Origin of the sequence: Flavobacterium alvei (assembly GCF_002920895.1) — a bacterium.
Classification (GTDB): domain Bacteria; phylum Bacteroidota; class Bacteroidia; order Flavobacteriales; family Flavobacteriaceae; genus Flavobacterium; species Flavobacterium alvei.
In genome coordinates this window covers 1-15,158 of sequence record NZ_PQVG01000010.1, presented here as the reverse complement: position 1 = coordinate 15,158, position 15,158 = coordinate 1, and the positions used below count along the sequence as shown (strand labels likewise).

The window sequence follows — 15,158 nt, the reverse complement described above, 5'->3', positions numbered from 1 at the left end:
AACAACAAACTATAAACAACAAACTATAAACTTATTTGCATTTTGCTAAAATATCTTTTACTTCGGTTTTACAACTACCACAACCTAGTCCAGCACCAGTAGTTTTGCACAATTCGGTAAAATTGGTCACACCACCTTTTATGGCTTCTTCTATATTTCCGCTTCCTACTTGGCTGCATGAACAAACCAATTTCCCTAAAACTGGTTTGGCACTAGAACTTCCTCTAAGCAACATATTGCGTTTATCGGCTAGCTCTATTTTGCTTTCGATCAAGGTTTTAAATTCGGCAAACTCATTTTTATCACCCATCAAAATAGCGCCCACCAACAAATCGTTTTTGACGATACATTTTTTATAATAGCGTTGTCTTAAATCAGCAAAAACAATTTCCTCATAGGAATCATCATTTTCGGGAACTTCTACCTGACCAATACTACACAAATTGATATCTTCTAGTTTTAGTATATTCATCAAAACAGATCCTTTGTAAAAACTGCTAATATCACCTGCCATAAAATTAGCCAAAATATCGGCTTGCTCTTCGGCTGCAGAGGTAATTCCAAACAATTGATTGTTAAATTCAGCAATTTCGCCAATGGCAAAAATACTAGGATTCGAAGATTGCAAATACTGATTTACCTTCACACCACGTCCGCAGGCAAGCCCTGACTCTTTAGCAATTTCGATATTTGGAATCGTTCCAATGGTGTAAACAATAGCATTGGCAGTAATAATTCGACCACTTTTCAAGGCAATTTCCAATTCATTCGGATTATCAGTTTCGAAAACGGTACTTACTTCGTTGTCAAAATAAATTTGAATGTCACGAAGTTGCACTTCTTCGGCCAATAATTTAGAAGAAATTCGATCTAATTGACGTTCCATCAATCTGGATGCTCTTTGAATAATGGTGATTTTTACTTTTTTATGTTTTAAGGCTGCAGCCAATTCCAAACCTAATAAACCGCCACCAATTATAACAACGTGTTGCTCTTCGGCTGGTAGATTGGTACTTTCTAAATAGTTTTTCAATCTATCGGCATCACTTTTTCTACGCATCGTAAAACGTCCTGGCAAATGCAATTGCGCATTTTCAGGCACAAACGGACGACTTCCTGTTGCCAAAATCAAGGAATCAAAAGTATAAAGATTGCCTTGGCTATCCAAAATAGTTTTTTCTTGAGTATTTATATTATCGATAGAGACATTCGATTTCATCGTGATATTCAACTTACTCAAGGCTTCTTCTTTGATTTTTTGAAGTTGTTCCCAAGTAAATTCACCCGTCATATATTCTGGAAGCAAAACTCGATTGTAAAACGGGTTTTCTTCGTTCGAAAATACAATTATTTCATCGGTAGTATTGATTTCGCGGTAGTTTTGTATGAATCTAAATGCAGCTGCTCCTGCTCCAACTACAGCAATTTTCTCGAAAGCTTTTACATATTTTTCTATAGAAACAGTCGTGAATTTAAAATCAGGTTCTTTCGATGTTGGATCAACAAGCGTATTGGTCAAATTATTGGTTCGATTCAAATCGTTTTCCAATTGTTTCCCCCAATGCATGGGCAAGAAAACTACTCCTTCACGAATACTATCGGTGATTTTTGCTTTGACACGTACAGTTCCGTTTTTACTAGTAACGACAACAATATCACCTGCATTTATTCCCGATTTAAAAGCGTCAATCGGATTTATTTCTAGCATCGGACTTGGAATATGCGTCATCAATCGCGACACTTTTCCCGTTTTGGTCATCGTATGCCATTGATCACGAATTCTACCTGTGGTCAGAATGAATGGATATTGTGAATTAGGCTGTTCCGATGTATTTTCGATAGCCGTTGGGATATTAAAAATAGCTTTTTGCGAAGGCGTATAGAATTTTTTATCGGTAAATAATCGTGGTGTTCCTGGATGTCCATAATCAGGAACGGGCCATTGGAAAGTACCTTCGTTTTTGAGTCTGTTATAATTCAAAAAGGAAATATCCATTTTGGTATCCTTGGTCATCATACAATATTCCTTGTAAACTTCCTCGGTGGTATTGAAATTGAACCCGTTGAAATTCATTTTCTGGGCAAAACGAATCAAAATTTCCACATCCGAAAGTGCTTCTCCTGGAGCATTTACCCCTTTTGGAAGATAGGAAATACGTCTTTCTGAATTGGTCATTGTTCCTTCTTTTTCTAACCAACCTGCTGCTGGCAACAATAAATCGGCAAATTTTGAGGTATCGGCATTGTGTGAAATGTCCTGAACAACCACAAATTTAGCGTTTTGCAATGCTTTTTCCACTCTTCGAGAATCGGGTAAACTCACTAAAGGATTGGTACAAATAATCCAAATAGCCTTCATTTTTCCAGACTCTAAAGCATCAAACATTTCGGTTGCGGTCAAACCTGGTTTTTCTGAAATTTCATTAACTCCCCAAAAATCGGCTACTTCTTTTCGATGCATCGGATTGTTTAATTCTTTGTGAACCGCTAATAAATTGGCCATTCCTCCAACTTCCCTTCCTCCCATGGCATTGGGCTGACCTGTTAATGAAAAAGGGCCTGAACCCGGTTTACCTACTTGTCCAGTTACCAAAGAAAGGTTTAACAAAGCCGTGTTTTTATCTACTCCAATCGCACTTTGATTGAGTCCCATTGCCCAAAGCGAAATAAATCCTTTGGCTTTTCCTATCATATCGGCAGCTAGTTTGATGTCGTTTACAGAAACTCCACAAAGTTTAGATGCTTTTTCGAACGAACTTGAAAGAACCAAGTCCTTATATAAATTAAAATTTTCGGTGTGATTTTTAATAAAATCGTTGTCGATATATCCTTTTTCGATTAATCTTTTTCCAATGGCGTGATACAGAATAATGTCAGTCCCAGGAATAATTTGCAAATGCAAATCGGCCAGTGCAGCAGAATCTGTTCTTCTAGGATCAATAACAATGATTTTTGTCTTCGGATTTTTTTCTTTGTGTTGCTCTAATCTTCTAAAAAGAATCGGGTGACACCAAGCAGGATTGGCTCCAGTAATCAAAAACGTATCTGCTAGTTCAATATCATCATAAGCAATAGGAACTATATCTTCGCCAAAAGTCTTTTTGTAACCCACTACCGCCGAACTCATACACAATCGAGAATTGGTATCGACATTATTGGTTTTTAAAAATCCTTTTACCAATTTATTAATCAAATAATATTCTTCGGTTAGACATTGACCCGAAACATAAAACCCCACACTATCAGGACCATGTTTTTTAATAATCGAAGAAAAAACAGCAGCAGCACGTTCTAAAGCATCATCCCAACTCACTCTTTCTTTAGGATGCGATTTGCTCCAGCGCATTTCGGGATATAAAATTCGATCTGAGGTGTCGTTAACCACATAGTGTAGATTCATTCCTTTGGAACAAAGCATTCCTCGATTCACTGGATGATTTACATCTCCTTTTACCTCTACCCCATTTTTCGAATCGTTGGTTACAATAATTCCACATCCAACACCACAATACGAACACGTAGTTTTAATTTCTGAATTTTGCATTTTCGAAATTCTTTATATATTAAAAAACTTAGTACATCACTTTTAAAAATGTAAAAATAAGTATTTTTACGTATAAATACGTATAAATTGAAAAATATTTTATAAGTTTGACAAAATAAATAGCGAGGCACAAAATTTGTACCCATAAACTCTTATATAATATGAAGAAAGCAACTGCAATTTGTGAGAGCTGTTCTAATGAAAATTGTTTTATCAAAAAACATCTTCATTTAGAAAAAATGCAACAATATATCGAAAAAAAGAACAGTTTTGTCTGTAAAAAATCGCAACAATTTATCATTGAAGGAGCGCCAACACAGGGCTTATATTTTGTCTATAAAGGAAAAGTAAAAACCGTAAAAACTGGCATTTATGGCAGAGAGCAAATAGTAAGACTAACTACAAATGGAGACGTTGTTGGGTTTAGAGGCTTTGCTACCAGCAAACGTTGCCTCATTGGAGCATCAGCACTTGAGGATACTATTTTGTGCAATTTCAGCAATGAAGATATGCTGGATATCCTGAAAAATGTGCCTGAATTCACCTTTGATTTGATGTTGTTTTATGCTGAAGAATTGAACAAAAGCGAAAACAATATCCGAAAAATTGCCCAAATGAATGTTCGAGAAAGAGTAATTGATACCTTATTATATATACATCGAAAATTTGGCCAATCAAAAGGAGTGATTGAAGTAGAATTATCCCGGCGTGACATTGCCGATTTTGCTGGCACAACCGAAGAACAAGTAATTCGAGTCATTTCGAGTTTAAAAAAAGAATCGCTCCTTAAAACGGTAGGCAAAAAAATAGGACTAATAAATGTAGAAAAAATGAGATCCGAAATCATAGAGCACAAATAAGCATCGTTATCGATGCTTTTTTTTGACTAATACTTAAAAACTAAGTTCTCTGTATAGCCTATTTCCAATACAATACGTAATTTACCTAGCTTATAAAGCCCATCTATTATTGACTTCATTGCCATTTCCTGCGAAAAAACATAAAAACACCTGTTTAAACCAACAATAATCATGTAGTAAAAAGCGGTTTTAGTATGTATTATTTCATAAAACTAAGTATTAATACTTACGTATATTTGCAACATACTAATTAAAACAAACCGTTATGCAAACAATTAAGAACAAATTACTAAGTATTCAAGGTTTCAAAAAAGAAACTTTTACAAGAGCAACGCTATCAAAATCGCTATTATTAGGACTTGCTTTTACTGCTTTGAGTCATAATGAAGCAAAAGCTCAATTTACTTTAACTGGACAAGTAAGACCCAGAACTGAAGTAAGAGACGGTCAAGGGACTTTACAAAAAAAGGATGACGATGCTGCGGTATTCACTTCACAAAGAACAAGATTGAACGCAGGATATGGAGGTTATCGTTTCAAGATATTTATGGCTTTGCAGGATGTTCGCGTTTGGGGTCAAGATCAATCCTCTATCAACAGAACTACAACAGACGCTAATGATGGATTAATGTTGCATGAGGCTTGGGGTGAAATTTTCTTAAATGACACTGTTAGCAAAATTAAAAATCTGTCGTTGAAAATTGGACGTCAAGAAATTGCTTATGACGATCAAAAAGTAATTGGCGGGCTAGATTGGTTACAACAAGCCAGAAGACACGATGCAATTGTATTGAAATTTGCCAACAAAGGATGGATTGCCGATATAGGAGCTGCTTTCAACCAAAATTCAGAAAAATCAGTAGGTACTGTTTACAACGGAATCCCAACTGCTTACGGAGCTGGAACCAATGGAATTGGAACGATGTACAAATCCTTCCAATATGCTTATGTAGGTAAAAAATTCTTCTTTGGAGACCTTTCGTTTTTATTTTTCAAAGATGATTTTAACAAATATGTAACTGTTGCAGCTGTTAAAACTCCAATTCAAGGGGTTTGGAGCCGAACTACAACTGGTCTTTATTACAATGCCAACCTAACCAGAAAAATTAACCTTACCGGAAGCTACTATTACCAAGGAGGTCGAAATAAAGACGGGCGTATCTTGAGCGCAAATCTAGCTTCTATAACTGCAACGGTACAAGCGGGTCGTAAATTATTTTTAAGTCCTGGAATAGATTACCTATCTGGAACTGACGGAACAAAAGCAGTTACTGCTGATTCAAGAAGCAACCTTTTTGATCCTCTTTACGGAACACCACACAAATTTTGGGGAGGTATGGATTATTTCTATGCAGCAAATGGTTTTGGAAGCCAAGGTTTAACAAACTATTTCTTGAAAGCAAAATACAATGCCAAAGACAAATTAGTATTCTTCGCAGAACTTCATGGTTTTGAATCAGCAAACAAAGTTTCTGATGGCGCTGGAGGAACAAGAACACCTTATTTAGGAACTGAATTGGATTTGAAAATGTCTTACAACTTTACAAAACTAATTAATATTGAAGCTGGATATTCTTATATGCAAGCTACTAATACAATGGCATCGGCTCAGGTTAAAAATGTATCCAATGCTGATCTTTCTCCTCAATGGGCTTATGTTTCTTTAAACATTAAACCTGATTTTTTAGCTAAAAAATAATTATACAATAACTTTTAAATTTTTAAAGATGAAAACAATAAACACAACAATAGCTACGCTAACAAAATCAGTTTTGATTTTGTTAGTAGCAATAAGTACAGCCTTTACAACAATAAATGCACAATCTGATCCCGTAAGATTAGGATTTATTCCACTAACCGATTGTTCGCCAATTGTTATGGCAAAAGAATTGGGATTATTCAAAAAATATGGTGTTGAAGTGATTGTAACCAAAGAATCATCTTGGGCCAACATTCGCGACAAAGTACTTACAGGCGAATTAGACGGAGCACATTGTTTGTATTCTATGCCGTTTTCAGTATATACTGGTGTGGGCGGAAAAGCAGGATCTGAAATGAAAATTGCAATGATGTTGAACGTAAACGGACAAGCCATCACCCTTTCGAATGATTTTTGTGGAAAAGTAGGATTCAAACAAATGAACAAAGTTACTCCTGTTGTGGCTGCCAAATTGAAAGCCGAAAAAGAAGTAACCTTTGCAATGACTTTCCCTGGTGGAACTCACGATTTATGGTTGCGTAACTGGATGTCAATTGCTGGTTTGAATCAAAGAGCCGTAAAAATCATCACTATTCCTCCTCCACAAATGGTGGCCAACATGAAAGTAGGTAATATGGATGGCTATTGTGTTGGAGAGCCTTGGGGAGGTGTTGCAGTAAAACAAGGTATTGGATTTACTCAAGTTGCTTCACAAGATATTTGGAAAGATCACCCAGAAAAAGCATTGGTAGTCAACAAAGATTTTAGCGCAAAACGCAAAGCTGATTTGGTAAAAGTAATGAAAGCCGTTATGGAAGCCTGCAAATGGTTAGATGTTCCTGCCAATCGTAAAAAAGCAGCAGCAATCATTGGTAAAGCTCCATATGTAAATGCTCCAGCAGAAGTAATCGAAAACAGATTGATGGGGAATTATGATTTAGGTTGCAACCAAGGAACAGAAGTGTATGACAAAGATTATATGTTGTTTTACAAAGGTGGAACAGTAAATTACCCACGTAAATCTCACGCAATTTGGGCTATGGCACAATTCGTTAGATTCGGATATTTGAAAGAAGCTCCAAATTATAATGCAATTGCCGATAAATTAATTCTACAAGATTTGTATGAAGAAGTAGCCAAAAGTATGAACGTAAAAATTCCTACTGACGATATGAAACCGTTCTCTCTTACTATGGACAAAACCGTTTTCGACCCGTCAAATCCAGCAGCTTATCTTAAAGTTGTAAGAAAATAAAAAATAAAACTACATTCTATTCCCTCCTTTTGAGAGGGAAAAAGAATGTCATCAACCAGAATCATTTTTCATATTAAAACTAAAACTAGAGTACCATGTCAGATAAAAACATTTTAACCTTAGACAACATCACTACAGAAATCAATACTTCTGAGGCTGTTCAAAAAAGTTTTCTAGACGAAAATTCAAAAATCAAACTTGCTTTAAATACCCTAATTGTAAAATCAAAATCAGTCCTTTTTGCTGGCGTAGGTTTATTCCTTTTTGGAGGTTTTTGGAGCTTATTGAGTATTTATACCAAAGATGCTTTACCAGGACCAATTGCCACACTAACCGTTTTGAAAGAAATGTTGAGCGATCCATTTTATGATTATGGTCCAAACGACAAAGGAATTGGTTTACAACTTTTTAACTCTATAAAAACCGTTCTTTTAGGATTTACTTTAGGTTCATTAATTGCCATTCCAATCGGAATTTTGATGGGTGCCAGCACTATTTGCAAACAAATTTTTTATCCAATTGTGCAGTTACTTAAACCCGTTTCTCCTTTGGCTTGGTTTCCAATTGGTTTAGTAGTTTTCAAAGATACTGGAATGGCAACTATCTTTATAGTTTTTATTACTTCATTATGGTCCACTCTTATTAATACTTCTTTTGGTGTAGCATCGATTCCTCAAGACCATAAAAATGTGGCCAAAGCTTTTGGTTTTTCTAAAATGAGATATTTAACTAAAATATTAATTCCTTATAGTTTACCTCACATTATTACAGGTTTACGTCTAAGTATTAGTGTGGCTTGGTTGGTTATAGTTGCCGGCGAAATGTTGTCAGGAGGAGCTGGAATTGGGTTCTTCGTTTGGGACAGTTGGAATGCACTTAGTCTAGAAAAAGTGATCTCAGCCATCCTTATCATTGGAATTGTAGGTTTGCTTTTTGACCGAATATTCACTTACATCGAAAACAAAGTAGCTTATAAAGCGTAAAAAAAGTTTAAAAGTTTAAGAGTTTAAGAGTTTATGGTTGTTTAAACCCGAAAAGAACTTAAACAATTTTAAACAACTTTAAATATTAAACCAAATCATATCAAACCCACTAAAAACAAATCAAAATGAGCTATTTAGAAATCAAAGACTTGGAAATCTCTTTTCCAACTCCAAAAGGAAAATATATTGCCGTAAAAGATATTAATTTATCTATAAAAAAAGGAGAAATAATCTCTATAATTGGTCACTCTGGATGTGGTAAATCAACCATTATGAATGCCATTGCTGGAATGCTAACACCAACAGGAGGAACTGTTCAGTTAGACGGAAAAACTATAAAAGGTCCAGGCCCTGATAGAGGAATTGTGTTTCAAAACTACTCTCTTTTACCTTGGTTAACAGTACACGAAAATATTTTTCAAGCCGTAGATTCGGTAATGGATTGTTCTAATAAGGAAAAACATGAAATTGTTGATCATTATCTAAAAATGGTGAATTTATTGTCCCACAGAGATAAATTACCAGGTCAATTATCTGGCGGAATGAAACAACGTGTTGCTATCGCAAGAGCCTTTGCTATCAATCCTGGAGTATTATTATTAGACGAACCTTTTGGCGCATTGGATGCCTTCACCAAAAGTTCGATGCAATTAGAAGTATTAAAATTATGGAATCTTAATAATCGTGACAAAACCATTATTATGATTACTCACGATATCGAAGAAGCATTATTCTTGTCGGACAGAATTGTGGTTTTAAACGATGGGCCAGCTTCGACAATTAGAGAAATTGAAGTCGTGCATTTGCCAAGACCTAGAAACAAAATAGAAATTGTAAAATTACCCGAATATATCGAATTAAGAGATCGATTACTACACCTATTGACCGATAAATTCTCTATTGAAGATATGGGAATGGTGTACAAAAGTTAGTTTTAAGTGAATTAGTTGGTTGAAAATTCCTGTGATGTTTTTGCATCACAGGTTTTTTTTTATAATTCGAATGGGTGTTCATGAAATCAAATCGGTAAAACTTTAGAATTAGATAGGCTTGGTTGGCAGACTAAATGTCTGCACGGTTGGATTATGAATTTTTACCGCAGATTCGCAAATTATTCCAATTATAACTATTTTTAAAATTTACGAATCTGCGGTTGAATTTTTTTATAAACTGAAAGCGAAATATACTAAAGTGCATAGTTTTAACTATTTTGAAACCCATAAATAGAATAATGAATATACCCAAAAACAGATAAAATCGTTCAATAGATTACTAATCTTAGTATTTATTAAACAAAAAAAAAACTGCCATTCTCATGACAGTTTCAATTATATTGGTATCGAGAATTTATATTTTAGCAAAAATATTAGTGTAGTATTTTTTACCATCAGCATTAACTCTAATAGCAAGCCCAAAATGAGTAAAATTACCTTCAATGTTTACTTTATGACTAGGGCTTTTTAACCAAGCATCAACTGCTGCTTTTGGAGAATTATAATTAAACGCAATGTTTTCTGCTACTGTTTTTGCTTTTAATGTTTTCATAATATCTTCTGAACGAGAAGTAAAATCATCGTGATTCACTACATTATTAGTTATCATATAATTATCGTGTTCTTCTGATTTATAAGAAATATGTTCAATTTGCTTTAATTCATTTAAACCAATACTAACTCGATATTCATTAATCAAAGCCATTGTTTCTAACTCGGTAGAATTATAGGTATAATTCATTGCTTTTTGAGTTGAAGTCTGAGTTTCAGTACTATTTGTCTCAGAACTATCTGATGAACAAGAATTCATTGTGAATAGTATTGCTACTAGCAATGCTAAACGAAGTAATTTTGTTTTCATAATAATGAGTAGATTAAATTTAAAGTAGATTGTGGGGCAAACTTCTTTAAGATATTATATTCTTCCTTTTAATTCTTGAGTAAATTTATACTCAATATCGTTTAAAAACAAATATAATCGATGAAATACACAACATTTACGTATTTAAAGTATTTTATCTTACAAAATAATCGAATATTACGAAGATTTTCTAATAGATGAACTAAATCATTTGAATGACTTTATTTTTGTCAATATTTTGTATAAAATATATAGTTTATAAAATCACAAAACAAACTATAAAAAAGCCCCGCAAATAGCGAGGCTTAAATCATAAAAAAATGATAGTATAGTCTTATAAATCAATAAATTTCAAAACTTTTTCAAATTGTTCTTGTTTCGAAATCGTAGAATTGTCAAATTCAATGGCATCATCTGCCTTAACCAATGGAGAATCGTCACGATGGGTATCTATATAATCTCTTTCCTCAACGTTTTTTAAAACTTCCTCAAAGGTTACATCATCACCTTTCTTCATCAATTCTTTGAATCTTCTTTCGGCACGTGTTCTTGGACTGGCAGTCATAAATATTTTTAGTTCAGCATCTGGAAAAACTACCGTTCCTATGTCTCTTCCATCCATCACGATGCCTTTATTTCTACCCATTTCTTGCTGTTGTTCAACTAGTTTTGAACGAACTTCCGAAATTTCGGCAACTTTACTAACATAATTTGAAACTTCAATAGTACGAATTTCTTTTTCGACATTAATTCCATTCAAATACATTTCGGCAAAGCCCAAATCAGCATTAAATTTGAAAACTAATTTAATTTCTGGCAATCTTTTAATCAGCGCATCCGAATCAAAAAAATTAGGTGAAATATAGCCGTTTTGCATCGCGAATAAAGCAACAGCACGATACATAGCACCTGTATCGACATAAACATATCCTAAATAATTTGCCAATTCTTTTGCCAAAGTACTTTTTCCGGTTGATGAAAATCCATCTATTGCTATGGTAATTTTTTTATTCAAAATGTATTATTGTAAATTTATAGTCAACCCAAACAAACTCGTATTTCCTGCTAAGGTATATCGAGAATACGAATAATTGAATTTTATTTTGTTAATTTTTAATCCAAAACCAACAGATATTCCAGAGAAATTTCTAATATCTTGTACCTTCAGTTCTTCTGCTCGTCTAAAATTGTAGCCCAATCTTAAATTAAATCCTCTTTTTGGAAAAAGTTCTGCACCAAAAGTGGTATGTCTTAATGCGTTTCCTATAAAAGACGTTTTCTTCTGAGTTGTACTTCCATCGAGTGAAGTTTGTGCCTGATTAGGATTCGTAAAAGAAATATTCCATTGCTGCAAATTATCCAAAGTCAAATGCCATCTTATAGGTACATTCTCTAATTCTTGCGAAACTCCAATCATTATATCCAAAGGCAATTTTTCGTTAATGCCATTATAAGTTGTAAATTGTGTTCCAATATTTCGAATCACCAACGCCCAGTTTACATCGTTGGCTTCATCAATTAAAACCGCTCCCAAATCGACAGCTCCACCAATAGAATTGTAACTTTCTAAAGTCGAAGAAATCAGTTTTCCATTGACTCCTAAAAAAATATTACTATTAGGTACATTATAAGCATATCCAAAAGACAATGCCACCTCACTACCCGTAAATTGTGAAGTCTCCTGACCATTTTCGTCATATCCATCAAATTTACCGTAATTTACATAGTTGATTCCCACCTGAAAAGTTTGCAAATGGCGGTCGTAAGTATAAGCATAAGAAGCAGTACCGTAGGTAACTTCGCCAAAATAACTACCATAATTCAGTGCCAGATGATTGTCCATATCAGGATTTATTGTAGCCGGATTATATTGTGCCTGATTAACGTCTTCGTCATAAATGGTAATCGTTTTACCTCCCATTGCGGCTTGTCTTGGCGAAGTAACCAAGTTCAAAAACTGATAGGTATATTTCCCTCCTATTTGACCGTTTGAAACAGTACAAATAAAAAATAAAAAGAGAATTAAAAGTTTTTTTGGCATATTTGAAATCGCTATTGGTATTGTAAAACGCAAATGCGAAGATAAAATTATAATAGAATAAATTCCTTTTTTTTAATCGAAGTTTACAAGCAATTTCTATTTGAAAAAAAATTCCATCCCGAAGCTTCGAGATGGAATTCTATTGGTATCAAAAAAAAGCAATTATACTGTTTTTGCGTTTTTTACTTTTTGATCAGTAATAGCAATTTTCAATACTTCGCTCATTTCTTTCACATAATGAAAAGTCAAACCTTCAATGTATTTAGGTTTGATTTCGTCGATATCGCTTTTGTTTTCGTGACACAAGATAATTTCTTTGATGTTGGCTCTTTTGGCAGCCAAAATCTTTTCTTTTATTCCGCCCACAGGCAAAACTTTTCCACGCAAAGTAATTTCACCAGTCATCGCCAATCCTTTCTTCACTTTCTTTTGAGTCAAGACCGAAACTAATGAAGTCAACATAGCTATACCTGCACTTGGCCCGTCTTTTGGAGTAGCTCCTTCGGGAACGTGTAAATGAATATTAAATTTGGTCAACACCTCAGGACTTAATCCAAGTAATTCTGCATTGGCTTTGATGTATTCTAAGGCAATTGTTGCCGATTCTTTCATCACATTACCCAAATTTCCGGTAATGGTCATCGCTCCTTTTCCTTGCGAAATCAAAGATTCTATAAAAAGAATATCGCCTCCAACACTAGTCCAAGCCAGTCCTGTTACAACTCCTGCTACATCATTACTTTCATATTTATCGCGCTCTAATCTAGGAATTCCAAGAACTTCAACAATATCTTCGTTAGTTACTTTCTTGTTGTAATCTTCCTCCATTGCAATAGATTTTGCCGCATTACGGATCACCTGAGCAATTTTTGCTTCCAAACCACGAACACCCGATTCACGAGTATAGCCTTCGACAATTTTCTCTAATTGTTTTGTGCCAATTGCTAAATCTTTGGTCGTTAATCCGTGTTCTTTCAATTGTCTTGGAAACAAATGCTGACGAGCAATTTCTACTTTTTCTTCAATAGTGTAACCCGACATTTTTATAATTTCCATACGATCTCTCAAAGCGGGTTGAATCTCAGCCATATTGTTAGACGTAGCAATGAACATCACTTTGGATAAATCATAACCCATTTCAAGGAAATTATCATAGAAAGCATTGTTTTGTTCTGGATCTAAAACTTCTAACAAAGCCGAAGATGGATCGCCGTTATGGCTATTGGATAATTTATCTATTTCGTCTAAAACAAAAACCGGATTAGAGGTTCCTGCTTTTTTCAAACTTTGAATAATTCTTCCTGGCATCGCGCCAATGTAGGTTTTACGATGACCACGAATTTCAGCTTCGTCACGCAAACCTCCCAATGAAATTCGAACATATTCTCTTCCCAAAGCTTCGGCAACCGAGCGTCCGATAGAGGTTTTACCAACACCCGGAGGGCCTGTCAAACAAATAATGGGTGATTTCATATCGTTTCGCAATTTCAAAACGGCCAAATGTTCAATCATTCGTTTCTTGACATCTTCCAATCCAAAATGATCTCGGTCAAGAATTTTTTGGGCACGTTTCAAATCGAAATTATCTTTTGAATATTCGCCCCAAGGCAGGTCTAAAAACAATTCTAAATAATTTCTTTGAATACCAAAATCAGGTGCTTGCGGATTCATTCGACGTATTTTTGACAATTCTTTTTCGAAATGTTTTTGAGTTTTTTCGTCCCATTTTTTGGTTTTGGCTTTGGCACTCATTTCGTCCATTTCCTCTTCTTGCGAAACGCCACCCAATTCTTCCTGAATGGTTTTCATTTGCTGATGAAGGAAATATTCGCGTTGTTGTTGGTCTAAATCAAAACGAACTTTAGATTGAATATCGTTTTTTAATTCGAGTTTTTGCAATTCTAAGTTCATATATCGAAGCGTTTCTAAAGCTCTTTCTTTTAAGGAACTAATAGACAACAACTCTTGTTTTTCTGCAACTGACAAACTCATATTTGAAGTCACAAAATTGATTAAAAACGATTGGCTTTCAATGTTTTTAATAGCAAATGTAGCTTCGCTTGGAATGTTCGGATTTTCTTTGATAATTTGAATTGCCAATTCTCTAACCGAATCTAGAATGGCTAAAAATTCAGTGTCTTTTTTAGTAGGTCTTTTTTCAGAAACATCCTTAATATTTGCTGTAAAATAAGGAGTTTCAGAAACAACCGATTCTATTTGAAAACGTTTTTTTCCTTGAAGAATAACAGTTACATTGCCATCAGGCATTTTTAGAACTCTCAAAATTCGAGCAACAGTTCCTATATTATGAATATCATTTTTAGTAGGATCTTCGACATCTTCATTTTTTTGGGCAACAACACCAATGATTTTTCCTGCTGCATAAGCATCATTGATTAATTTTATCGATTTATCACGACCTGCCGTAATTGGAATGACAACTCCAGGAAATAAAACCATATTTCGCAAAGGCAAAATAGATAAACTTTCGGGTAAATCTTCGTTGTTCATTTCCTCCTCGTCTTCGGGAGTCAATAAGGGAATTAATTCAGTTTCGGCATCAAATTCTTGAAGTGACAGATTGTCAAGTGTGCGTATTTTATGATTTGACATAATAGTTTTTAAGTCTTTTTGTCATTAAATAAGGAAATCATTTAAAAACAAAGTTAATATTATTTTAATATACGGTGCTGAAAATCAATCAACAACAAATATAATCTAATTTATATGACCATATAATTCAATCTTTGTGCCATAAAAAAAATCCGCCCACTGTGGAACGGATATTCAAACTTTAGATACTGTCTTGTCCTGAAATAACGATACACAAAATTCATCGTTATGGAAAACGCCCAAGAAAGCCGCTATGTAAAGCGCACCCAAAAGGACTACACAATGTCTTTTAAATTACAAATTGTTCAA

Annotated in this window: 10 protein-coding genes; 5 read left to right on the top strand and 5 right to left on the bottom strand. The window is 34.4% G+C overall.

Annotation, left to right across the window (positions count from 1 at the left end):
* Positions 1–31: 31 nt before the first annotated feature.
* On the bottom strand, positions 32–3,544 hold the full coding sequence (locus tag C3L50_RS14800; RefSeq protein ID WP_103806966.1) for a nitrate reductase: 3,513 nt from the start codon (positions 3,542–3,544) through the stop codon (positions 32–34).
* Between the two features lie 161 nt (positions 3,545–3,705).
* Between C3L50_RS14800 and C3L50_RS14795 the strand changes: the two genes are divergently transcribed.
* From C3L50_RS14795 to C3L50_RS14775, 5 genes are all read left to right on the top strand, one after another.
* Positions 3,706–4,404, top strand: a complete 699-nt coding sequence (locus C3L50_RS14795; RefSeq protein WP_103806965.1) for a Crp/Fnr family transcriptional regulator — start codon at positions 3,706–3,708, stop codon at positions 4,402–4,404.
* Positions 4,405–4,669: 265 nt separating this feature from the next.
* Entirely contained in the window at positions 4,670–6,103 is a 1,434-nt protein-coding gene (locus C3L50_RS14790) for an alginate export family protein (RefSeq protein WP_103806964.1), read from the top strand.
* Positions 6,104–6,131: 28 nt separating this feature from the next.
* Positions 6,132–7,358: a CmpA/NrtA family ABC transporter substrate-binding protein gene (locus C3L50_RS14785; RefSeq protein WP_103806963.1), complete on the top strand. Its 1,227-nt coding sequence runs from the start codon at positions 6,132–6,134 to the stop codon at positions 7,356–7,358.
* 95 nt (positions 7,359–7,453) lie between these two features.
* Positions 7,454–8,341, top strand: a complete 888-nt coding sequence (ntrB, locus tag C3L50_RS14780) for a nitrate ABC transporter permease (RefSeq protein WP_103806962.1) — start codon at positions 7,454–7,456, stop codon at positions 8,339–8,341.
* Between the two features lie 125 nt (positions 8,342–8,466).
* Complete coding sequence (locus C3L50_RS14775; RefSeq protein ID WP_103806961.1) at positions 8,467–9,273, top strand: ABC transporter ATP-binding protein; 807 nt, start codon at positions 8,467–8,469, stop codon at positions 9,271–9,273.
* A gap of 415 nt (positions 9,274–9,688) precedes the next feature.
* Here the strand turns inward: C3L50_RS14775 and C3L50_RS14770 are convergent, their stop codons facing one another.
* The 4 genes from C3L50_RS14770 to lon form a co-directional block, all read right to left on the bottom strand.
* A complete protein-coding gene (locus tag C3L50_RS14770) occupies positions 9,689–10,195 on the bottom strand; it encodes a CAP domain-containing protein (RefSeq protein WP_103806960.1) in 507 nt (168 codons plus the stop codon).
* A gap of 334 nt (positions 10,196–10,529) precedes the next feature.
* Positions 10,530–11,210: a (d)CMP kinase gene (cmk, locus tag C3L50_RS14765; RefSeq protein WP_103806959.1), complete on the bottom strand. Its 681-nt coding sequence runs from the start codon at positions 11,208–11,210 to the stop codon at positions 10,530–10,532.
* 6 nt (positions 11,211–11,216) lie between these two features.
* The gene (gene porQ / locus C3L50_RS14760; RefSeq protein ID WP_103806958.1) at positions 11,217–12,236 is read right to left on the bottom strand and encodes a type IX secretion system protein PorQ; all 1,020 of its coding nucleotides are present in this window, start codon (positions 12,234–12,236) and stop codon (positions 11,217–11,219) included.
* A 162-nt stretch (positions 12,237–12,398) separates the two neighbouring features.
* Positions 12,399–14,849: an endopeptidase La gene (gene lon, locus C3L50_RS14755; protein ID WP_103806957.1), complete on the bottom strand. Its 2,451-nt coding sequence runs from the start codon at positions 14,847–14,849 to the stop codon at positions 12,399–12,401.
* Positions 14,850–15,158 lie beyond the last annotated feature (309 nt).